This window comes from Amycolatopsis sp. NPDC114478 (assembly GCF_055633805.1).
This window is the reverse complement of record NZ_JBVKDO010000021.1, coordinates 36,889-58,637: the sequence shown is the minus strand read 5'-3', so window position 1 is coordinate 58,637 and position 21,749 is coordinate 36,889. Positions and strand designations below refer to the sequence as shown.

Below are 21,749 nucleotides of genomic sequence, written 5' to 3'. Positions count from 1 at the left end.
TGGGGTGTGGACAGGGAGGGACCACATGGCTACGCAGTTTCCGCAGCGCGTGCACTTCCACTCGGGCGGGGGTGGCGGCAGCGGGGTGTTCGGTTACATCGTCGTCGGCCTGCTGATCCTGGCGATCATCGTGTTCGTGATCGTCGTGGTGGTGCGGGTGTCGAAGATGCGCCGCGAAGAGGCGATGAAGCAGGGCGGGCAGTTCCCGTCGCAGCAGAACTTCCCGCCGCAGCAGGGGTTCGCCCCGCCGCCGGGTGGGTTCGCGCCGCCGCCGCAGGGGACCGCCGGGTTCCCGCCGCAGCCGGGGTCGGCTGGGTTCCCCGCGCCGCAGGCCGGGTTCGCGCCGCAGCAGCCGGGCTTCCCGCCGTCGCAGCCGGTTCCGCAGGGGCAGTACGGGCAGCGCCCGCCGGGTCCGGGAGCGGGTCCGCAGAGCTGGTGATCATCCCCTTCGACAGCGCTTCGCCGGTCCCGCCGTTCGAACAGGTGCGGTCCGGGCTCGCGACGCGGATCAACGACCGGAGCCTGCCGGTCGGCACGAAGCTGCCCACGGTCCGCGCCCTGGCGGCCGAGCTGGGCATCGCGCCGAACACGGTGGCCCGCGCGTACCGCGAGCTGGAGGAGGCGGGCCTGATCGAGACGCGCGGCCGCGCGGGCAGCTTCGTCGCGGCGGCGGGCGACCAGAGCCGCCGCCGAGCCCAGCAGGCGGCGGCCGGCTACGCGGACCTCACCCGCAAGCTCGGCCTGGACGACGCCGAGGCGCTGGCGATCATCCGCGCGGCGCTCGACGAAGGAAGGGGCTGAACGAAGCAGCCGCCGCAGCAGTACCCGGGTTACCCGCCGCGGCAGGGTTATCCGGGGCAGCAGCTCCCGCCGGGGTATCCGCCGCAGCAGGGCTACCCGGGCCAGCAGCCGGATTACCCGCCCCAGTAAGGCTTCCCGCCCCAGCAGGGCGGCTGTCCCCCGCAGCAGTAAACCTTCCGCGCGCGGCAAGCCTCCCGCCCCAGCAGAGCGGCTATCCCCCGCAGCAGCAAAACCTCCCGCCCGCGGCAAGCCTCCCGCCCCAGCAGAGCGGCTATTCCCCGCAGCAGTAAGCCTCCCGCCCGCGCAAGAGTAACTTCGGCTTCACATCGCGCGGTAGTCGCGCAGCTCGATCCTCGGCCCGAACCGTGGCCGCCGATGACCCGCCGCCTCCAGGTACCGCACCGCTCGCTGCCGCTGCGGCGCATACGGTGCCAGCACCTCCGCCATCCCCGGGTCGTCGAGTTTCGCGCCCAGCACCGCGTTGCCCACCATCGACGGGATGTTGTAGTCGCCGAAGCTGACCGCGTCCGGGTCGCCCCACGCGCGCTGCGCCACCTCCGCCGCCGTCCACACCCCGATGCCCGGGACGTTCCGAAGCAGGTGCCGGCCCGCCAGCCCGCGCAGCTCGACCGCGCGCTCCAAGTGGTGTGCCACCCGCGCCGCGTTCAGCAACGCCGTGCGGCGCTTGATGTCGACGCCCGCGCGGTGCCAGTGCCAGTCCGGCAACGACCGCAGCGCCACCGGCGTCGGCGGCACGCGCAGCCGCTCCGGGCCCGGCCCGGGCGCCGGCGTGCCGAACCGGCGGCACAGCTCGGCCCACGACCGGATCGCCTCCTTGCCGGTCACCTTCTGCTCCAGCACCGCCAGCACCAGCCAGTCCCACACCACGCCCGTCGCGCCCAGCCGCAGCCCCGGGTTCTCCCGCCGGGCGCGCGCGACGACGTCGTGGTGCGCGACGAACTCCGAATCGTCGTCGTCCGCGCCCAGCAGCGCCGGGACGCCGGTGAGCAGCCGGTCCGCGCCGTCGCCCCAGGCCGCCGCCTCGATCCGGCCGTCGGAGAGGCGGCGCAGCGCCAGCGTGCCCGGGCCGTCCGGCGTGTTCGACGCCAGCCACGTGATCCCGCGCTCGTCGGTCAGGATGTTGAGCGACCCGCGCCCGCGCTTCAGCGGACTCAGGACGCTGCCCAAGTCGACCTCGAACGCGGGACGCCAGAACATCGCTACGCGTCGCTGGAGAAGCGGACGGAACCGTCGGGCAGCACGGTGTCCGGCCAGACCCGGGCCCCGTCGAGGAGCTCGCAACCGGCGCCGACGGACACGCCGTCGCCCAGCACGACCCCGCGCAGCACCGCGCCGGCGCCGACGCGCGCGCCGTGCCCGAGCACGGAACGCTCGACGATCGCGCCCTCGGAGACGGCCGCGCCGTCGAACAGCACCGAGCCGTCGATCTTCGCGCCGGAGCCGACGACCGCGCCGCCGCCGATGGTCGAACCACCGCACAGGTGGGCGTCTTCGGCGACGGAAGCGCCGTCGAGCACCAGGAAGTCGCCGGGCCGGCCGGGCAGCGCCGACGTCGGCGCCACGCCCCGCACCAGGTCGGCCGACCCGCGCACGAACGCTTCCGGCGTGCCGACGTCCAGCCAGTAGGACGCGTCGACGAAGCCGTGGATGTGCGCGCCCTGCTCCAGCAGCTGCGGGAACGTCTCGCGCTCGACCGAAACCCGGCGCCCGGTGGGGATCGCCTCGATCACCGGGCGGCGGAAGACGTAGCAGCCGGCGTTGATCTGGTCGGTCGGCGGGTTCGGCGTCTTCTCGAGGAACGCCTGGACGCGGCCGGTTTCGTCGGTCGGCACCGAACCGAACCGGCTCGGGTCGGGCACGCGCTGCAGGTGCAGCGTGACGTCGGCCTCGGACTCGCGGTGCACGCGCAGCTGCTCGCCGAGGTCGGAGCCGGAGATGATGTCGCCGTTGAAGACGATCACGTGCTCGGCGCGCAGCTTGTCGTAGACGTTCCGGATCGCGCCCGCCGTGTCGAGCGGCTCCTCCTCGACGACGTACTCGAGGTTCAGACCGATCGACTTGCCGTCGCCGAAGTACTCCTCGAACACCTCCGCACGGTAGCTCGTGCCCAGCACGACGTGCCGGATCCCGGCCTCGCGGATGCGGGAGAACAGGTGGCTCAGGTACGGCGTCCCGGCCGTCGGGAGCATCGGCTTCGGTGCCGAAAGGGTCAGTGGCCGCAGGCGCGTGCCCTTGCCCCCGACCAGCACGACGGCGTCGATCTCGACCTCGGACGTCACGGAAATCTCCTCCTGTATCACGCACCGCTGAGCGACAAGCCGCGGGAAACCCTGACGGAGGTCGCCCGGAGGGCCTACCCTAGACAGGAAACAGGCGGGCCTTTCCCCAGAGGGCCCCGGGTCAGTCGGGAGGCCGAGGGGATGGACCCCCGCGATCGGGCGGACGCCCTGCTCGCACGAGCCCAAGCGCGCGGTGTGTTCGTCGTGACACCCGACAGCGCGACGTCACCGATGGACTCGTCGAACACCCAGCAGATACCCCGGGCGCAGATCGACGGGCTCGACCGCAGCCAGGACCCCGACACGACCACGCAGCTGCCGGCGTCGCTGATCGAGGAGAACGACCACCCGCTGGCCGGGGCGTCCCCGACCCGGCGGCTGGAGGCCCGCGGTGGCCGCCGCCCGCAGGCGACGACGCCGTTGAGCACGCCGTCGCGGACGACCCCGCTGCCCACGCCGCCGATCACCACGCCGCTCGCGCGCCGGCCCCAGGCCGAGCCGATCACGAGCCCGCTGAAGGAGCCGGACCCGGAAGACACCGGCCTGGTGCCGACGGTGACGCAGACGAACGGCAAGTCCGACCTTTCGCGCCGGCTCGACGGGATCTAGCGGGTTTCGAGCTTCAGCCGCACGGCGAGGCCCAGCTTCGCCAGCGCGAGCACCGGCTTCCAGGCGAGGCCTTGGTGGCGGTCGGCGAGGTAGCGGTAGGCGCTGTCGTGGTGGGCCTTGAGCATCTTCTCCGACGCCTGCGACGTCGAGTGGCCGCCTTCGTGCGTGACGCGCGCGGAGGGCGCGTAGACGTTCAGCCAGCCGGCCTGGGCGAGGCGGTCGCCGAGGTCGACGTCCTCGAAGTACATGAAGTAGCGCGTGTCGAAGCCGCCGACGGAGTCGAACGCCTCGCGGCGGATCAGCTGGCAGGAACCGGAGAGCCAGCCCGACGTGCGCTCGACCGGGGTGCCGGTCTCCTGGCGGTACTGCTTGGTCCAGGGGTTGCCGGGCCAGATCTTCGCGAAGACGGCGTGCCCGATGCCGCGCCCGAAGGAGGGCAGCAGCCGGGCGGAGGGGTAGACGGTGCCGTCGAGGTCGTGGATGAGCGGCCCGAAGGCGCCACCCCGCGGCCACCGGCTCGCGACGTCGAGCAGGGCGTCGAGCGACCCGGGCTCCCATTCGAGGTCCGGGTTGACGACGACGACCCAGCCGTAGCGGTCGTCGAGCTCGGCGACCCCGCGGTTGGCGGCGGTGCCGTAGCCGACGTTCTCGCCGATGCTGAGCAGCTGCACGTTCTTCCGGTTGGCGGTGGCCTTCTCGAGGGCCCCCTCGACGGACGCGTTGTCCGCGACGACCACCTTGACCTCGCGCTCGGTGGCCTTCTCGAGCGTGTCGAGGAACCGCTCGATGGTGTCCTCGGAGAAGTAGGTCACGGTCACGACGCCGACATCGTCGCCATAGCGGGAGTGCTCAGTCACCCGGCCATTGTCCACTCATCACCCAGCGCGACCCCGCCACCCCACAGGGCGTACTCAGCGGGTGCGGAGGTGCCGGAACCAGGCCTTGGCGTAAGCCTCCCGGTGCCGCTCCGCGGTCGTGGCCCAGGAGAACTCCTTGGCCCGCTGCTGAGCCGCCGTGGCCAGCTCCGCCCGCCGCCCCGGGTCCGCCAGCAGTTCCGACAGCCCCGCCGCGACGTCACCCGCGCCGACCCCGCAGTACGCCACCGCGTCGCCGCCCACCTCGGGCAACGACAGCCGGCGCGTCGTCAGAACGCAAGCCCCGCACGCCATCGCTTCCAGCACCGGCAACCCGAACCCCTCGCCCAGCGACGGGTAGGCCACCAGCTCGGAACCGCCGAGGAACCCCGCCAATGTCCCGAACGGCAGATATCCTGCCCGGATAACGCGAAGCCGGTGCGGGACGGCGTCCAACGCCCGCTCCACCTGGGTGTCCCACCCCGGCTGCCCCGCCAGCACCAACGCCGGCGCGTCACGCTGTCCCGCCACCGCCCGCGCGAACCCGCGGATCAGCGCCGGCACGTTCTTGCGCGGCTCCAACGCCCCCAGGAACGCCACGTACGGCGTCCGCCCGAGCCCGACCGCCGAACGGGCGGCCGCGACCTCCGACGGTGACGGTGGGTGAAAGCGCTCGCTGTCGACGCCGTGGTGAATGACTTCCAGGGAAGCGTGCCGGACCGGGCCCACGCGCGCCAGCTCCGCGGCCGTCGCCGCCGAGGGGACCACGCACAACGTCGCGCGCCGCAGCGCCGTCGCCGTCCACGCGCGGAAGAACCGCGCCTTCACCGACGAGTGCAGCACCGCGTCGGTGAAGAACGTCGCGTCGTGCAGTGTGACGACCGATGCCGCCGACGTGGCCAGCGGCATCGTGTAGTGCGGCGAGTGGACGACGTCCGCGCCGAGGCGGCGGACCAATCGGGGCAGGGTCGCCTGCTCCCAGGTCAGCCGCGCGGTGCGGGTGGTCGTCGTCGGGGACGCCGGGACCACGCGCGAGCGCGGCGCCAGCCGATCGTAAAGCTGCAGGTCCCGGGGCTGGCAGACGACGGTGAGCCGCGCCCCGTCCGCATCGAGCGCGGCGACGAGCGAGTCGACGTACCGGCCGACCCCGCCGCGGTCCGCGGGAACCGCGGTCGCGTCGATCAGCACCCGGGGGTCATCGCTCACCCCTGCAGGGTACGACGGTGACCCGGTGTCATGGTGGGGAACTGGCAAACCGGTCAGCCATGCGCCCGCGTGTGGATCGCCCAAACGGCTTCCGCCGCGCGACGCCAAGTGAACGTCCGCGCGCGCTCTCTACCCGATCGTGTGAGGCCAGCCGCCACGGAGGGTGAACCCAGCACCTCGCGCAACGCCGCCGCCAGCGCCGCAGCGTCGCCGCGCGGGACCACCACGCCCGCGCCGCCCGCCACCTCCTCCAGCGCCGGGACGTCCGTGTGCACCACCGGGACCCCGGCCGCCATCGCCTCGAGCAGCCCCATCCCGAACCCCTCGGCCAGGCTCGGCACGGCCAGCACGCTCGCGTGGCGCAACGCCGTCGCCAGCTCGGCGTCCGGCACCTTCCCCAGCATCCGCAGGCGGTCGGCGGGAAGCCCGCGGTCCCGCGCCAGCGCGGCCGGGTCGACGGCACCCCAGCCCGGCTGCCCGGCGAGCACCAGCACCACGTCGTCGAGCGCCGCGACCGCGTCGACCAGCACGTCGATCCCCTTGCGCGGCTCGATCGTCCCGACGGCCAGCACGTACCGCGGCGGCAGGTCGAGCGGCGCCGACCCGGCCGGGACCCGCACGCCGTGCGGCACCACGCGCACCGGGACGTCGACGTCGATCAGCACCGCCAGCTCGTCGGCGACCGCCCGCGTCGGCACCACCAGCCCGGACGCCCGCCGCGCGGCCCGCGCGATCATCGACCGGTGCCAGCTGACCCCGCGCGCGGTGAGCGTCTCGGGGTGGGTCCAGGGGACGGTGTCGTGCACGGTGACGCTCAACGTCTTTCCGGCCGGCGCGCGCGGCGGCGCGAACGGCGTCGGCGCGTGCACCGCGTCGCCGCCTGGCCACCAGCGGATCCCCAGCTGCCAGGCGCCGACCAGCGCCCGCGGCGGGAGCCGCAGCACGCGCGGGCCCTCGACGCCGTCCAGCCGGGCCGGGCCGACGTCGGCGTGCCGCGCGACGACGCTGGAGACCGTCCAGCCCCGCGGCGCGGTCTGCGCGAGCGCGGGCAGCAGCTCGGCCGTGTAGCGCCCGGTGCCACCGGGCACGGGCGCGAGGAGCTGCTCGGCGAGCACGACCAGTTCGGGCACGCGGCTATTGTGCGGGACGTGACCGCGAATCCCGCCACCACGGTGGTCGTCGTGACCTGGCGGGGTGCCGGGCACGTCACCGCCTGCCTCGACGCGCTCGCCGCGCAGACGCGTCCACATCGGACGCTCGTGGTGGACAACGCCTCCGACGACGGCACCGCCGCCCTGCTCGCGGCCCATCCTTCGCGTCCGCAAGTAATTCGCCTGCCGCGCAACACGGGGTACGCGGGCGCGCTCGCCGTCGCCGCGAAGCGCGTCGAGACCCCGCTGATGGCGTGGCTGAACGACGACGCCGAGCCCGAGCCGGACTGGCTCGCGACGCTCGAGGACACCCTGGAAAAAGCGCCCTTGGCCGGCGCGGCGACGTCGTTGCTCGTGCGGGCCGACGGCACCACGCAGTCCGCCGGCGTCCGGCTGACCGGCGACGGCCACGGCGCCGACCTCACCGAGCCCACCGCCGAGGTGTTCGGCTTCTGCGGCGGCGCGGCCCTGCTGCGCACGGACGTGCTGAAGAGCGTGCACGGCGTCCCGGCGGGGTTCTTCTGCTACTACGAGGACACCGACACGGCGTGGCGGCTGCGGCTGGCCGGCTGGGACGTCGTCGCGGTGCCCGAAGCCCGCGTCCGGCACGCCCACGGCGTCAGCACCGAGCTGGGTTCGCCGCTGTTCCACCGCTGGAACGAGCGCAACCGGCTGCTCATGCTGCTGCGGTGCGCGCCGCGCGGAGTCGCGGTGAACCAGCTGCTCAGGTTCGCCGTGTTGACAGCGGTGCTGCCGCTGCGGCCGGGACGCCCGGCCGCGGCGAACTTCCGCTTCGGCGTGCGCTGCCGGGTGCTGGCCGAGGTCGCCACGCGGCTACCAGCGACGTTGCTGGCCCGCCGCAGGATCGGCCGGGACGCCGCACTGGGCCGAGGCGCGGTCTGGGAGGCTTGGGCGGGCCTTTAAGCTGACGCCCACCCGACGAAGGAGCTGGCTTTGGCGCAGGGGGAACCGCAACCGCTCGTCTCGGTGATCGTGGTGAACTACCGCGGTGCCGACGACACGATCGCCTGCCTGCGCGCGCTCGCCGAGCACGACTACCCCGAGCTCGAGCTGATCTGCGTCGACAACTCGGACGAAGCCGCGCGCATCCGCGAAGCCGTTCCGCACGCCAACGTCGTCGAGACCGGCCGCAACACCGGGTTCGCCGGCGGCTGCAACCTCGGCGCGAAGCACGCGAAGGGCACTGTCCTCGGCTTCCTCAACAACGACGCCCGCCCGGCTCTCGGCTGGGTCGCCGCCGCGGTCGCCGAGCTGCGCGCGCAGCCCCGCGTCGCCGCCGTGGCCAGCAAGGTCCTCGACTGGGACGGCACCGGCACCGACTTCGTCGACGGCGGCCTGACCTGGTTCGGCATGGGCTACAAGCGCCACGCGGGCTCGCCCCTGGCCGACGTCCCGGCCGCCGAGCACGAGGTCGCGAAGGACGTCCTGTTCGGCACCGGCTCGGCGATGTTCGTGCGCTCTTCGGTGTTCGCCGAGCTCGGCGGCTTCGACGAGCGGTTCTTCATGTTCTACGAGGACGTCGACCTCGGCTGGCGGCTCAACCTGCGCGGCTGGCGCGTCCGGTACGTCCCCGAGTCGCTGACGTACCACCGCCACCACGGCACGATGGCCGCGGTCGACGCGCCGGAAACCGGCCGCGAGACCTTCCTCCTGGAGCGCAACGCCCTCGCCGCGCTCTACAAGAACCTCTCCGACGAGACGCTCGCCCGCGCGCTGCCCGCGGCGCTCGCCCTCGCCGTGCGCCGGGCCACCGCCCGCGGCGAGCTGGACGCCACGCAGCTGGACCTCGAAAGGGGCGGTGCTCCTTCCGGCCCGATCGAGTCCGGCGACGTCGCCATCCCGCGCACCACCCTCGCCGGGCTCCTCGCGATCGACCAGTTCGTCGAGCAGCTGCCGGCGCTGGCCGAGTCCCGGGCGGTCGAGCAGGCCGCCCGCGTCCGTACCGACGCCGACCTGCTTCCGTTGCTGCGCAAGGCTTTGGAGCCCGCGTACCCGCTGCCGCGCTACCTCGCCGCGCACGACATCCTCGTCGAGGCGTTCGGCATCGAAAAGGCTTTCGGGCAGCGTCGCAAGATCCTCGTGATCACCGGTGACGCGCTCACCGAGCGGATGGCCGGCCCGGCGATCCGCGCCTGGAACATCGCGCTGGCGCTGGCCGCCGAGCACGACGTCCACCTCGTCACCACCAACCCGCTCGCCACGCCGCCGCCCGCGCCGTTCCGCGTCAGCGCGGGCAAGCACCGCGAGCTGGAAGCGCCGATCGCCTGGGCCGACGTCGTCGTCCTGCAGGGTCACGTGCTCGAGCTCGCGCCGTCGCTGAAGAAGGAGCACAGCGGCAAGATCGTCGTCGCCGACCTCTACGACCCGATGCACCTGGAGCTGCTGGAGCAGGGCAAGGGCATCGCCGACGACCAGCGCGCGGCCGACCTCGCCGGCGTCACCCGCGTGCTCGACGCCCAGATCGAGCGCGGCGACTTCTTCCTCTGCGCGTCCGAACGGCAGCGGCACCTCTGGCTCGGCCACCTGGCCGCGCTCGGCCGGCTGTCCCCGCGGCTCTACGACGCCGACCCGACGACGCAGTCGCTGCTCGCGGTCGTCCCCTTCGGACTGTCGCCGCAGGCCCCGGTGCGCACCGGGCCCGGGCTGCGCTCGACGCTGGGCATCGGCGGCACCGACCACGTCGTCCTCTGGGCCGGCGGGGTCTACAGCTGGTTCGACCCGCTGACGCTGATTCGCGCGATGGACGAGCTGCGCCGCCGCCGCGCCGACGTCCGGCTGGTGTTCCTCGGCATGAAGCACCCGAACCCCGAGGTCGCCGAGATGGACATCGGGACGCGCACGATCCGGCTCGCGGATTCGCTGGGGCTGACGGGGAAGCACGTCTACTTCAACGAGCAGTGGGTGCCCTACCACGAGCGCCAGAACTGGCTGCTGGACGCGAACTGCGGCGTCACGACGCACTACGAGCACGTCGAGACGACGTTCGCGTTCCGCACCCGCGTGCTCGACTACCTGTGGGCCGGGCTGCCGATCGTCACCACCGACGGCGACTCGTTCGCCGACCTCGTGCGGGCGGAACGGCTGGGTGTCGTCGTCCCGGCCGAGGACGCTTCCGCGCTGGCGGACGCGCTGGAAAAGGTGCTGTACGACGAGGAGTTCGCCGCGGGCTGCGTCGAACGGATCGCCGTCGTCGCGCAGCGGTACACCTGGCCCGAGGCGCTGAAGCCGCTGGTGGAGTTCTGCCGCGACCCGCGTCCGGCGGCCGACCGGCTGCCCGGTTCGGCGGATCTGACGACGACGGCGCCGGTCCGCGGCCGGGCGATGCTGCGCCGGGACGCCGACCTGATCCGCGAGTACCTCGCCGCGGGCGGCCCGTCGGAGCTGGCGCGGCGCGCGAGCGGGCGCGCTTTGAAGCTCGTGAAGCAGCGGCTCCGCCGTGGCTAGGTCCCTGAGCGTCCTCCTCGACGGCACCCCGCTGCTCGGCGCGCGCACCGGCATCGGCCGGTACACCTCGGCGCTGATCGAAGAGCTGGTGTCGATCCCCGAGGTGGACACGCGCGCGGTGGCGTTCACGCTGCGCGGCTGGCGGCGGCTGCGGCACGTGCTCCCGTACGGCGCGCGGGCCCGCGGGATGCCGGTGGCGGCGCGGCTGCTGCGGGCGGCGTGGGAGCGTTCGGACTTCCCGCCGGTGGAGCTGTTCGCCGGCCCGACGGACGTCGTGCACGGCACGAACTTCGTGCTGCCGGGCCGCTTGCGCGCGGCGGGCGTGGTGACGATCCACGATCTGGCCTTTTTGGACAACCCCGCCGAGCTGGCCCCGAGCGACCGCGGCCTGCCGGAGCTGGTCCGCCGCGGCGCGCGGCGCGCCAACGTGATCTGCACCCCGACGGCGGCGGTGGCCGACTCGGTGGCGGAGCGCCTGGACGTCTCCCGCGACAAGATCGTGGTGACACCGCTGGGCGTGAACCCGGCGTGGTTCACGGCGCGCCCGCCCGACGACGAGCGTCGTGCACGCCTCGGGCTGCCGGCACGGTACTTGTTGTTCGCGGGCGCGGCGGGGCCGCGCAAGGGCCTGGACTGGCTGACGCGCGCGCACGAAGCTGCCCCGGACCTGCCGGACCTGGTGTTCGCCGGCCCGGGCCCGTTCCCGCGCTCGTCCCGGACCGCGCAGACCGGCTATCTGTCCGATGTGGACTTGCGCACGGTGGTGGCGGGAGCATCGGCCCTGGTGCTGCCCTCGCGCGACGAGGGGTTCGGGCTGCCGGTCCTGGAGGCGATGGCCTCGGACGTCCCGGTGGTGTGCACGGACATCCCGGCGTTGCGCGAGGTGGCGGGCGACTGCGCGAGCCTGGTCCCGTACGGCGACGTCGACGGGCTGGCAGAGGCGCTGCGAACGGCGGTGACGGACCCGCACGCGGTGGCAACATCGGCATCGAGGCGAGCGCACGCGGCGAACTTCACGTGGCGCACGTGCGCCGAGTTGACGGTCGGCGCGTACCGGATGGCCTCAGGCCGTCACTGAGCCGGACGGGCCGTAACGATTCCCGCAGGTCGGCGACCTAGGAGCGCTCGCGCTACTGAGCGCTGGAGCCGCCTACATAACCGCGACACTCGCTTTTACGGACAAGTTCGGGTCCGCGGTCAGCTGGGTCGTGGTGGCCATTCTCCCGAGCCCGCTGTGGCTGGTGGCCGCGTTCCACTCATTCTTGGTATGCCGCACAAGGTGATGGAGGCGATCATCGACGGCGGCGCCGGCGCACTCGTCATCGGGTAGTGGGTCTACGGCTTCAGGCACGCGGCGGAGGCCAGGGAAGTGCTCGAGCCGAAAACACAACCGGCCTCAGGCCGTCACTGAGCCCGGAAGTACGCCTCGAGCGCCTCTTCCCACGGCCGCATCGGGGTCAGCCATGCCTCTTTCCACGACGTCGGCGACAGCACCGAGTAAGCCGGCCGCGTCGCTGCCTGCGGGTACTCCGCCGACGTGCACGGCCGAACCCGCGAAGGATCCGCCCCCAAATGCCGGAAAATCGCCCGCGCGAACCCGCACCAGCTCACCGACCCGGCGTTCGTGCAGTGCAGGATCCGCCGCTCCGGCCCGTCGCCGGAAGCCACGCGCCCAGCCAGCTCGAGAAGCCCCGATGCCAGATCGGAAGTCCAAGTAGGACCACCGATCTGATCGTCCACAACAGACAGTTCTGGGCGGGAAGACTCCAGCCGTGCCATGGTCTTCACGAAGTTCGAGCCCGAATTGCCGTACAGCCACCCGGTCCGCACGACCCACGAGGAAGCCCCCGACCCCAGCACGGCGTCCTCGCCCGCCGCCTTGGTCCGGCCGTACGCCGACCGCGGACCCAGCTCGTCCGACGGCTCGTACGGCGACGAAGCATCTCCGGCGAACACGTAATCCGTCGACACGTGGATCAGCGGCACCCGGCGGGAAGCGCACGCCGCCGCCAGCACCCGGGGCCCGTCCGCGTTCACCGCGAACGCGCGCTCCTCGTCCGTCTCGGCCTTGTCGACCGCCGTGTACGCCGCCGCGTTGATGACCACCGGCGACGACCCGTTCTCGCGGGCCCGGTCGGCCAATGCGCCGACCGCGGCGAGCACCTGGCCCGTCGACGTCACGTCCAGCTCGGACGAACCCGGCGCCACCACATCCACCGAAGGGGACGCCAGCGCGGCCAGGTCCCGGCCGAGCTGCCCGGAACCCCCGGGCACAAGCACCGTCAGCGGCACGAAAACCCCTACTTCTTCAGCGCGGCCCGCTCCGCCAGGGGCTCCCACCACGCGCGATTGTCCGTGTACCAGGCCACTGTCGCGGCCAGACCGTCCTCGAAGGACACGCGCGGAGCGTACCCCAGCTCCGAACCGATCTTCGTGATGTCCACCGAGTACCGGCGGTCGTGGCCCTTGCGGTCTTCGACCGGCTCGACGCTGTCCCAGCCCGCCCCGACCGCCTCCAGGAGCTTCTCGGTGAGAGAACGGTTGGTCAGCTCGGTACCGCCGCCGATGTTGTAGATCTCGCCCGGGCGCCCGCCGTCGGCGACCAGCTGGATGCCGTGGCAGTGGTCGTCCACGTGCAGCCAGTCACGGACGTTGAGCCCGTCGCCGTACAGCGGCACCTTCCGGCCGTCGAGGAGGTTCGTCACGAACAGCGGGATGACCTTCTCGGGGAACTGGTACGGACCGTAGTTGTTGGAACACCGCGTGATGCACACCGGCAGCCCGTGGGTGCGGAAGAACGACCGCGCCACCAGATCGGAGGACGCCTTCGACGCCGAATAGGGCGAGTTCGGCTCCAGTACGTGGTCTTCGGTCCAGGAGCCGGTCTCGATCGAGCCGTACACCTCGTCCGTGGACACGTGGACGAACTTCGAGACGCCCGCTTCCAGGGCCGCCTGCAGCAGGTTCTGCGTGCCCAGCACGTTCGTCAGGACGAAGTCGGCGGAACCGAGGATCGAGCGGTCCACATGCGACTCCGCGGCGAAGTGGACGACCAGGTCCACCCCGCGCATGACATCGGCGACCTGCCGGGCGTCGCAGATGTCGCCGCGGACGAACCGCAGCCGCGGGTCGGCGGCGACCGGAGCCAGGTTGGCCTCGTTGCCGGCGTAGGTGAGCTTGTCCAGCACCACCACCTCGGCGTCGCGCAGCGCCGGGTAAGCGCCGCTCAGCGCCTGCCGTACGTAGTGCGACCCGATGAAGCCGGCACCCCCGGTGACCAGGACCCGCATCTTCCCGCCTTTCCTTCGGCCCCCGACCGGGGCAGTCGGCCCCCAGCCTACGGAGGTCTGACAACACCCTCAGTAGAGTCATGGTCGGAGGCACATCGGTGCCCTGGGGGAAGCACGGGGTTTCACAGGGGAGGAAGCGCGTGACCGAATGGCCTGCGCCGCCCGTCCCGGCGCGCCGCCACACCGGCGCCGCGGTCTTCGCACGCCGCGGCGGCAAGGTCGTCGTGTCCCTGCTGTCCGTCGCGATCCTGGCCCTGACCTGGTACGGCTGGCACTTCATCGGTGACCCGAACAGCGGCCTGACCACCACGAACGTCTTCGCCGACACCGCGGCCCACGCGAAGCCGCTCGACGGCGCGATCGACATCCTCCTGGTCGGCCAGGACAGCCGCACCGACGCGCAGGGCAACCCGCTGCCCCGCGAGGTGCTGGACATGCTGCACGCCGGCGTCTCCGACGGCGAGCTCAACACCGACACGATGATCCTCGTGCACATCCCCCAGAACGGGAAGCGCGCGATCGCGATCTCCTTCCCCCGCGACTCCTGGGTGGAGCTGGCGGGCGGCTACGGCAAGCACAAGCTCAACAGCGCCTTTGTCTACGCGTACACGGACACTTACAAAACGTTGCAGCGCCAGGGCATGACCGACCTCAAGGAGGCCGACGCCCAGGCGAAGGTCGCCGGCCGGAAGAACCTGATCGCCACGATCGAGAAGTTCATCGGCAAGCCGGGCATGATCGACCGCTACGCCGAGGTCAACCTGGCGAGCTTCTACGAGATCACCAAGTCGATCGGCGGCGTCGAGGTCTGCCTCAACGGACCGGTCAAAGAGGTGAAGTCCGGCGTGGACCTGCCGGGCGGGCGCCAGACGATCGAAGGCGTGCAGGCGCTCGCGTTCGTCCGCCAGCGCTACGGCCTGCCGAACTACGACCTCGACCGGATCGCGCGCCAGCAGGCGTTCCTCTCCGGACTGGCCCGCAAGGTGATCTCGAGCGACGTCCTGACGAGCCCGGCGAAGATCGCCGATCTCGTGTCGGCCATCAAGAAGTCCGTCGTGGTCTCGCAGGGCTGGGACCTGACCGAGTTCGCCGAGCAGATGCGCGGCCTGACCGGCGGCAACATCGAGTTCCACACGATCCCGACGCTGGGCAACGCCGTGATCGGCGGCGCCGACGTGCTGCGCGTCGACCAGGCCGCGGTCCAGGCCGAGGTGACGCGGATGACCTCGGACGGCGACACCCCGGCCCAGCCGACGACGACGCAGCTGCCGGGCGCGAAGGCCGTCACGATCGAGCTGTTCGACGGCTCCGGTTCGCCGTCGCTGGCCGGCCAGACGCACACGCTGCTCCAGGGCAAGGGCTTCACGCTCGCCGCCGACCAGAAGCTGAGCACCCGCAACACCACCGTCGTCCGCTACAACCCGGCCGACTCCGCCGCGCTGGAGCTGGTCAAGCAGGCGCTGGGCACGACGGTCCAGGCCGAGCCCGACCGCGACGTCACCGCCGGGCACGTGCGCGTCCTGCTGGGCAAGGACTTCCGCAGCTCGGCCGCCGGCGCGGGTGGCGCGCCGACGTCGTCGGCCCCGAAGGCCCCGCCGTCCACCGCGGCTTCCGCCGCCCCCACCGCACCGGCGATCACCGCGGGCGACGTTCCCTGCGTCAACTAGACTGAGCACGCAGGGTGGTCGGGGGAGGTAAGCAGGGGATGGAAGACGAGCAGGAACAGCCGAAACCGGCCGAGACGCCGGTGACGGAGCGCGACGATCCGGAGTGGAAGCCATCGCCGTTCCCGCGGACGGCTCCGGTGGCTGAGGCCCCCTCGCGGGCGCGCCGCGCCGGTCGGGTGACGCGGCGGATCGCGGTCGGGCTCGTCTCGGTGCTCGCGCTCGGCGCCAGCGGCTACGCCTACGTCACCAAGGACCAGCTGCAGCAGAAGGTCCCGACGACCGACGCGCTCACCCCGCGGGCCGGCGAGCCCGCGCCGCCGCCCGCCGACGACGGCGCCGACGACATCCTGCTCGTCGGCAGCGACGCGCGGACGGACGCGCAGGGCAACCCGCTCCCGCTGCGCGTGCTGAAGGAGCTGCGGACCGAGGCCAACAACGGCGCGGTGAACACCGACACGGTGATCCTGCTGCGGGTGCCCAAGGACGGCTCGAAGCCGTCGGCGGTGTCCGTGCCGCGCGACACGTGGACCGAGGTCCCCGGCCGCGGTAAGGCGAAGATCAACTCGGCGTACGGCATCGCGAAAGCGCACTTCGCGCAGCAACTGCGCGCGCAGGGCGAGCACGACCAGGCGAAGATCGAGCGCGACTCCGACACCGAGGGCCGCCGGGTCCTGGTGCAGACGGTGCAGGACCTCACGCAGGTGCGCGTCGACCACTACGCCGAGATCAACCTGCTGGGCTTCTACCTGCTCACCGAGGCCCTCGGCGGGGTCAAGGTGTGCCTGAACCACGCGACCGAGGACAAGGACTCGGGCGCGAACTTCCGCCGTGGCGAGCAGACCGTTTCGGGCGGTGAAGCACTTTCGTTCGTCCGGCAGCGCAAGAACCTGCCGCGCGGCGACCTCGACCGGATCGTGCGGCAGCAGGCGTTCCTGTCCTCGGCGCTGCACCAGGTGCTCTCGGCGGGCACACTGACCAGCCCGGGCACACTCAACAACCTGATGGACGCGGTGCACCGGTCGCTGATCCTCGACCCCGGCCTCGACCTGCTGCAGTTCGCGCAGCAGGCGAAGGGGCTCGCGTCGGGCGACCTGTCGTTCGCGACGATCCCGGTGATCACCGCGAACGGGCGCAGCGAAGACGGCCAGAGCATCGTCGAGGTCGACCCGAACGCGGTCCGCGCGTTCGTGGCGGGCTTGGCCGGCCGCCCGGCCCCGGGTGGCTCCCCGGCAGCCGGCGGCGCGGGTGGCGGCTCGGGCAGCGGCGCCGCCCCGGCACCGGTGCTCCAAGCCTCCGGCGGAGTCCCCTGCGTCAACTGAAGTCGGCGCGGTGGTCTTCCGCCCACTGCCGGAACGTCCGCGGCGCGTGCCCGGTCACCTCGCGCACCACGTCCGTCACCACCGACGGCTCCCGCGTCGTCCGCTCCCACGCGCGCAGGATCTCCGGCGGCGCCTCGGGCGGCCAGCCCAGCGCGATCATCCGCTCGGCGGCCTGCTCCGGCGTCAGCTCCTCGACCGGCAGCGGCTTGCCCAGGACGTCGGCGAGCACCGCCGCCTGCTCCCGGTAGCTGATCGGCTCCGGTCCGCTCAACCGCAGCGCCTCCCCGACGTGCGAGCCGTCGACGAGGACCTTCGCCGCGACGTCGGCGATGTCCCGCTCGTGGATGGCGCCGATCCGCGAGTCCGGGTACGCCGTGCGGACGACGCCCTCGGCGATGTCCGCACGCCAGCCCAGGACGTTCGTCGCGAACGCGCCCGGGTTGAGCCGGGTCTCCCCGAACGGCGCCGCGATCAGCGCCCGCTCCACCGCGTGGTGGAGCAGCGCGATGCGGCTCTGCGCGGACTCCGGTTCGAGCGTCGCGCCCGACGACAGCAGCACGACGTGCCGCACGCCGGCCGCCTCGGCCGCCTTCACGAAGCCCTCGATCCCCGACGGCCGCGTGTACAGGAACACCGACTCGACGCCGTCGAGCGCGGCGTCCAGTGTGGACGGATCTTCGAGGTCGGCGCTCACCTTCGCCGTGGGCACGTCGAGCGTGGTGGCGTCGCGGCTCGCCGCGCGGACGTCCTGACCTGCGGCGACGAGCGCGTCGAGGACCGCGCGGCCGACGTGCCCGCGCGCTCCGGTGACGAGGATGGTCATGGCTGTCCCCCAGCTCTCCAGTTACCTTTGCTTGCAAAGCAAACGTACTGAGCTGCGCGCGGTGGTGTCAACCGGCGAAGGGCGTGGTCCGCGCTTTAGCCTGTCCGCATGAGCCTGACCGACGAGCTGCTGCGCCCGCTGCTGGCCTCGCCCGCGAAACCGTTGATCACCCACTACGACGACCAGCTGGGCAGCCGCGTCGAGCTGTCCGTGGTGACGACCGCCAACTGGGCGGCCAAGACGGCCAACTGGCTGACCGAGGAGTTCGACGTCGAGCCGGGCGACGCCGTGGCCGTGCAGCTCCCGGCGCACTGGCAGACCGTCGGCGTGCTGCTCGGCGCGTGGTGGTGCGGGGCGCGCGTCGTGACCGAGGGCGCGGGCGCGCGGGTGGCGTTCGTCGGGCCGGACGACCCGGAACCGACCGGCGCCGCGGCGACGGCCGTCGTCACGCTCGACCCGATGGGCCGCGGGCTGGCCGAGCCGCCCGGCGGCGGCGCGTTCGACTACCTGACGGAGTCCCGCGCGGCGGGCGACCAGTACAGCCCGCTCTTCCCGATCCCGGGTGACACGCCCGCGCTGTTCGAGTCCACTGTGGACGAACTGCTGGCGGAAGCCCGCGCCCGCGCGGCGAAACTCGGCCTCACCGCCGACGACCGGGTGCTGTCCACCCGGGACTGGAGCGGGCCTGAGGGCATCCTCGACGGCCTGCTCGTCCCCCTCGCCGCGGGCGCCCACCTGGTCCACGTGAGCAACGCGGACCAGGCGAAGCTGGCGGCCCGCCGTGATGCCGAGCGCACCACGGCGGACCTCCCGGCCTAGGCGTTCTGCAGCTCGCCGACCTCGGCTTCGCGGCGCGCCCGCTTGCGGCCCCACAGCAGGTGGTCCAGCGACAGGCGGCCGCCGTTGAAGCCGAGGGCGAGCCCGGTCAGCGCGAGCACCAGGACCAGCTCGTAGCCGCCCTGGCCGGTCAAGCCGTTGTCGATGTGCACCGAAAGCAGCGCGCCCACCGAAATCACGACGTACCCGATGCCCACCAGCGGCATCAGGAACCCGACGATGAAGGCGACCGAGCCGAGGATCTCGACGGTCATCGCGAAGACCGCGGCCGCCGTGGGCAGCGGGATGCCCGACATCTCGAAGAACTTCGCCGTGCCGTCGACGCCGTTGTTCCACTTCTGGAGCCCGTGCGCGAGGAAGACGACCGCGACGCCGATCCTCCCCAGCAGCAGCGCCACGTCCTTGACTCGTCCGAACATCGGTTTCAGCTCCCCGGTGGGTGAATTTTCAACTGACCCGCCCCAAGTTAGGGCCCCGGAACGCCCGATCGAAGCATCGGAGGGTGATCGACAGGGAACCGACAGGGACCGGCTGTGCCGTGAAAAAGCGGTTGGCGACCACCGGAACGAGCGCTATCTTCGCCCTGACCTGCGTCGACGACCGTGAGGAGACCCCGATGCGCCGACAGACCGACTTGCCCGGCCTGTCACCCGCATCACAAAGGACCTCCCACGACCGTGAAAACCCTGAACATCGGCATCCTGGCGCACGTCGACGCCGGTAAGACCAGCCTGACCGAGCGCCTGCTCTTCGAAGCGGGCGCCATCGACCACCTCGGCAGCGTCGACGGCGGCGACACCCGGACCGACTCCCTGGAGCTGGAACGCCGTCGCGGCATCACCATCCGCTCCGCGGTGGTCTCGTTCCTGGCCGGCGACACCCGGATCACGCTGATCGACACCCCGGGCCACTCGGACTTCATCGCCGAGGTCGAACGCGCGCTGCGCGTGCTCGACGGCGCCGTCCTGGTGGTGTCCGCCGTCGAGGGCGTGCAGGCCCAGACCCGCGTGCTGATGCGGACGCTGCGCCGGCTCGGCATCCCGACGCTCGTCTTCGTCAACAAGGTCGACCGGATGGGCGCCCGCGACCAGCTCGGCGACATCCGCGCGAAGCTGGCACCGCGGGCAATCGCGCTGACCGCGTCACCCGAGGAGCTGGCCGAGCTGCTGGCCGACGGCGACGACGCTTTCCTGGAGTCCTATGTGGACGAGCGTGTCGACGAAGCCGGCTGCCGCGCCGAGCTGGCCCGCCAGGTCGCGCGGGGTCTGGTGCACCCCGTCCTGACCGGCTCGGCGATCACCGGCACCGGCGTCGCGGACCTCGTCGCGGCGATGACCGAGCTGCTCCCGGCGACCGAACGCACCGGCGCCGGCCGGCTGGCCGCGACGGTCTTCAAGATCGACCGCGGCCGCGCCGGCGAAAAGATCGCCTACGCGCGCCTGCACTCCGGTTCACTGGCGCCACGGCAGCGGATTCCCTTCTACCGCGCCGAAACCGAGCTGACCGGCCGGGTCTCGGCGCTCGAGGTCGCCGGCGACGACGTGGCGCTCGCCGGCGACGTCGCCCGGGTGCGCGGGCTGCGGGAGGTCCGGATCGGCGACCGCCTCGGCTCCCCCGGCACCGCCCGCGACGGCGTGTTCGCGCCGCCGAGCCTGGAGACCGTCGTGCGGCCGGTCCGGCCCGAGCAGGCCGCGGCGCTGTTCACGGCGTTGACTCGGCTGTCCGAAGAGGACCCGCTGAGCGACGTCCGCCGCCGCGGCCACGACGTGTCGGTCCGGCTCTACGGCGAAGTGCAGAAGGAGGTGCTGCGCTCCATGCTGACCGAGGGCGCCGGCATCGACGTCACGTTCGAAGAGACGCGCACGCTGTACGTCGAGAAGCCGGTCGGCGCCGGGGAAGCGGTCGAGGGGCTGGATCCGGCGCAGCGGCTGTACTTCTTCGCGACGGTCGGGCTGCGCGTCGAACCCGGTCCCGGGGTCGCGTTCGGGCTGTCGGTCGAGCTGGGTTCGCTGCCGCTGGCGTTCCACAAGGCGATCGAGGAGACCGTCCACAGCACGCTCGAGCAGGGGCTGTACGGCTGGGAGGTGCTCGACGTCGCCGTCACGTTGACGCATACGGCGTTCTTCGGCCCGCTCAGCGCGGCGGGCGACTTCCGCAAGATGACGCCGCTGGTGCTCATGGCGGCGCTGCGGAAGGCCGGGACGCGGGTGCACGAGCCGGTGCACCGCTTCGAACTGGAGGTGCCGGCGAACGCCGTCAGCGCGGTGCTGATCAAGCTCGCGAACCCGCGCGCGGTGCCCGGCGAACCGGTGGTGGGGCCGTCGTCGTGCACGCTGCACGGGACGATCCCCGCCGAGCACGTCCACGCGTTCGAGCGGGCGCTGCCGGCCCTGAGCCAGGGCGAGGGCGTCTTCCTCAGCGAGTTCGCCGGCTACCGGCCGTACCCCGGTCCGCCGCCGACGCGGCCGCGGACCGGCGAGAACCCGTTGGACCGCAAGGAGTACCTCGCACGGCTGGCCCGGCGCTAGCGCTTGTGGGCCCAGGCCGCGCCGAAGCAGTACGCGCCGAACGCGGCGAGGCCGAGCGCCACGACGGTCAGCAGCACGGTGCCGAAGGGCTGAGCGGCGAGCGTCTTGAGGGCGGAGTCGAGCCCGCCGGCCTTGTTCGGGTCGGCCTGGAACCCGGCGATGGCGAGGAGGATCGCGACCACGGCCAGCACGACGCCCTTGGCGAGGTAGCCGACCTGGCCCACGCCGCCGATCCAGCGCTGGGCCTTGCCCGGCAGCTCGCTCGTGTTCAGGTCTTCGAGGAACTTCTTCTTGAAGCCCTTCACCCCGGCGGCGATGGCGACGCCGAGGACGCACGCGGCGGCGATGACCACCAGGGCCCGGCCGGCCGGCAGCTTCAGCAGCTTGGCGGTGAACTCCTGCTGGTTCTGGCTGCTCGACCCGCCGCCCCCGCTGCCGGTGGCGATCCGGAACGCGGTGAAGCCCAGCACGATGACGATGACCCCGCGGGCGGCGGCGCCGATCCGCTTGCGCGTCCGCTTCCCGCCGCTGACCCACTCGTAGCCGGTGGCGGCCATCAGGAACTGCCAGAGGCCGAACAGGACGAGGCCGATGGCCACGATCCACAGCAGGATCTGGCCGAACGCCGTCGAGCCGATCTGCTGCAGGGCGCCCTTCTGGTCGGCCTGTTCCCGGTCGCCGAAGGCGACCTGGACGGCGAGGTAGGCGATGACGAGGTGCACGACGCCGTAGCACGCCATGCCGATCCGGCCGAGCAGCTGGGCGGTGTCGCTCTTCTCGCCCCGCTGGGCGTCGGCCTCGGTCCGGTGCACTCCTCTTTCGGCCTTCGCCTCGGCCCGGTTCGTGCGGTCTGATGTCCGGTTCATGCCTGGTCGGGTACCCACTCCGGGTCGGGATCG

General features: G+C 72.5%; 20 protein-coding genes. 10 read left to right on the top strand and 10 right to left on the bottom strand.

The genetic code is table 11. From position 1 onward, the window contains the following. Positions 1-25 precede the first annotated feature (25 nt). Positions 26-439: a hypothetical protein gene (locus ACZ7OH_RS40935; RefSeq protein ID WP_470285813.1), complete on the top strand. Its 414-nt coding sequence runs from the start codon at positions 26-28 to the stop codon at positions 437-439. Next, positions 436-801, top strand: a complete 366-nt coding sequence (locus ACZ7OH_RS40930; protein ID WP_470285812.1) for a GntR family transcriptional regulator — start codon at positions 436-438, stop codon at positions 799-801. Before ACZ7OH_RS40935 ends, ACZ7OH_RS40930 begins: the two co-directional genes overlap by 4 nt. 321 nt (positions 802-1,122) lie before the next feature. Here the strand turns inward: ACZ7OH_RS40930 and ACZ7OH_RS40925 are convergent, their stop codons facing one another. Beyond that, complete coding sequence (locus ACZ7OH_RS40925) at positions 1,123-2,019, bottom strand: DNA-3-methyladenine glycosylase family protein (RefSeq protein ID WP_470285811.1); 897 nt, start codon at positions 2,017-2,019, stop codon at positions 1,123-1,125. 2 nt (positions 2,020-2,021) lie between these two features. Further along, positions 2,022-3,101, bottom strand: a complete 1,080-nt coding sequence (gene manB, locus ACZ7OH_RS40920; protein ID WP_470285810.1) for a mannose-1-phosphate guanylyltransferase — start codon at positions 3,099-3,101, stop codon at positions 2,022-2,024. Between the two features lie 141 nt (positions 3,102-3,242). Between manB and ACZ7OH_RS40915 the strand changes: the two genes are divergently transcribed. Then, on the top strand, positions 3,243-3,710 hold the full coding sequence (locus ACZ7OH_RS40915) for a hypothetical protein (RefSeq protein WP_470285809.1): 468 nt from the start codon (positions 3,243-3,245) through the stop codon (positions 3,708-3,710). Here ACZ7OH_RS40915 and ACZ7OH_RS40910 read toward each other — a convergent pair. From ACZ7OH_RS40910 to ACZ7OH_RS40900, 3 genes are all read right to left on the bottom strand, one after another. Continuing rightward, complete coding sequence (locus ACZ7OH_RS40910) at positions 3,707-4,567, bottom strand: glycosyltransferase family 2 protein (protein ID WP_400900180.1); 861 nt, start codon at positions 4,565-4,567, stop codon at positions 3,707-3,709. The genes ACZ7OH_RS40915 and ACZ7OH_RS40910 overlap by 4 nt on opposite strands. A gap of 54 nt (positions 4,568-4,621) precedes the next feature. Then, entirely contained in the window at positions 4,622-5,752 is a 1,131-nt protein-coding gene (locus ACZ7OH_RS40905; protein WP_470285928.1) for a glycosyltransferase family 4 protein, read from the bottom strand. 71 nt (positions 5,753-5,823) lie between these two features. After that, positions 5,824-6,900, bottom strand: coding sequence for a glycosyltransferase family 4 protein (locus ACZ7OH_RS40900; protein WP_470285808.1), 1,077 nt, complete (start codon positions 6,898-6,900; stop codon positions 5,824-5,826). A gap of 9 nt (positions 6,901-6,909) precedes the next feature. Here ACZ7OH_RS40900 and ACZ7OH_RS40895 point away from each other — a divergent pair, with 9 nt between their 5' ends. From ACZ7OH_RS40895 to ACZ7OH_RS40885, 3 genes are read left to right on the top strand one after another with little or no spacing between them, the layout of a single operon-like run. After that, a complete protein-coding gene (locus tag ACZ7OH_RS40895; protein WP_470285807.1) occupies positions 6,910-7,845 on the top strand; it encodes a glycosyltransferase family 2 protein in 936 nt (311 codons plus the stop codon). A gap of 30 nt (positions 7,846-7,875) precedes the next feature. Beyond that, positions 7,876-10,386 (top strand): glycosyltransferase, encoded by a 2,511-nt coding sequence (locus ACZ7OH_RS40890; RefSeq protein ID WP_470285806.1) that lies wholly within the window; start codon positions 7,876-7,878, stop codon positions 10,384-10,386. Beyond that, positions 10,379-11,464, top strand: coding sequence for a glycosyltransferase family 4 protein (locus ACZ7OH_RS40885; protein WP_400900188.1), 1,086 nt, complete (start codon positions 10,379-10,381; stop codon positions 11,462-11,464). The genes ACZ7OH_RS40890 and ACZ7OH_RS40885 overlap by 8 nt, the downstream gene beginning before the upstream one ends. Before the next feature lie 326 nt (positions 11,465-11,790). Here ACZ7OH_RS40885 and rfbD read toward each other — a convergent pair whose 3' ends face one another. Both rfbD and rfbB read right to left on the bottom strand, forming a co-directional pair. Then, positions 11,791-12,678 carry a dTDP-4-dehydrorhamnose reductase gene (rfbD, locus tag ACZ7OH_RS40880; RefSeq protein ID WP_470285805.1) on the bottom strand — a complete coding sequence of 296 codons (888 nt, stop codon included), beginning with the start codon at positions 12,676-12,678 and terminating at the stop codon, positions 11,791-11,793. 8 nt (positions 12,679-12,686) lie between these two features. Further along, positions 12,687-13,676: a dTDP-glucose 4,6-dehydratase gene (gene rfbB, locus ACZ7OH_RS40875; RefSeq protein ID WP_470285804.1), complete on the bottom strand. Its 990-nt coding sequence runs from the start codon at positions 13,674-13,676 to the stop codon at positions 12,687-12,689. A gap of 140 nt (positions 13,677-13,816) precedes the next feature. Here rfbB and ACZ7OH_RS40870 point away from each other — a divergent pair, with 140 nt between their 5' ends. Continuing rightward, positions 13,817-15,343, top strand: a complete 1,527-nt coding sequence (locus ACZ7OH_RS40870; protein ID WP_470285803.1) for an LCP family protein — start codon at positions 13,817-13,819, stop codon at positions 15,341-15,343. 38 nt (positions 15,344-15,381) lie between these two features. Further along, on the top strand, positions 15,382-16,662 hold the full coding sequence (locus tag ACZ7OH_RS40865; RefSeq protein ID WP_470285802.1) for an LCP family protein: 1,281 nt from the start codon (positions 15,382-15,384) through the stop codon (positions 16,660-16,662). On the opposite strand, the gene ACZ7OH_RS40860 is transcribed toward ACZ7OH_RS40865, so the two are convergent. Then, complete coding sequence (locus ACZ7OH_RS40860) at positions 16,655-17,485, bottom strand: NAD(P)H-binding protein (protein ID WP_470285801.1); 831 nt, start codon at positions 17,483-17,485, stop codon at positions 16,655-16,657. The two genes, ACZ7OH_RS40865 and ACZ7OH_RS40860, sit on opposite strands and share 8 nt — an antisense overlap. A 108-nt stretch (positions 17,486-17,593) precedes the next feature. Between ACZ7OH_RS40860 and ACZ7OH_RS40855 the strand changes: the two genes are divergently transcribed. After that, entirely contained in the window at positions 17,594-18,304 is a 711-nt protein-coding gene (locus ACZ7OH_RS40855) for a TIGR03089 family protein (protein WP_470285800.1), read from the top strand. Here ACZ7OH_RS40855 and ACZ7OH_RS40850 read toward each other — a convergent pair. After that, positions 18,301-18,741, bottom strand: a complete 441-nt coding sequence (locus ACZ7OH_RS40850) for a DoxX family protein (RefSeq protein WP_470285799.1) — start codon at positions 18,739-18,741, stop codon at positions 18,301-18,303. The two genes, ACZ7OH_RS40855 and ACZ7OH_RS40850, sit on opposite strands and share 4 nt — an antisense overlap. A 258-nt stretch (positions 18,742-18,999) precedes the next feature. Between ACZ7OH_RS40850 and ACZ7OH_RS40845 the strand changes: the two genes are divergently transcribed. Then, positions 19,000-20,850, top strand: a complete 1,851-nt coding sequence (locus ACZ7OH_RS40845) for a GTP-binding protein (protein ID WP_470285798.1) — start codon at positions 19,000-19,002, stop codon at positions 20,848-20,850. Here ACZ7OH_RS40845 and ACZ7OH_RS40840 read toward each other — a convergent pair. Next, positions 20,847-21,662, bottom strand: coding sequence for a DUF1206 domain-containing protein (locus ACZ7OH_RS40840; RefSeq protein ID WP_400901891.1), 816 nt, complete (start codon positions 21,660-21,662; stop codon positions 20,847-20,849). The genes ACZ7OH_RS40845 and ACZ7OH_RS40840 overlap by 4 nt on opposite strands. Positions 21,663-21,749 lie beyond the last annotated feature (87 nt).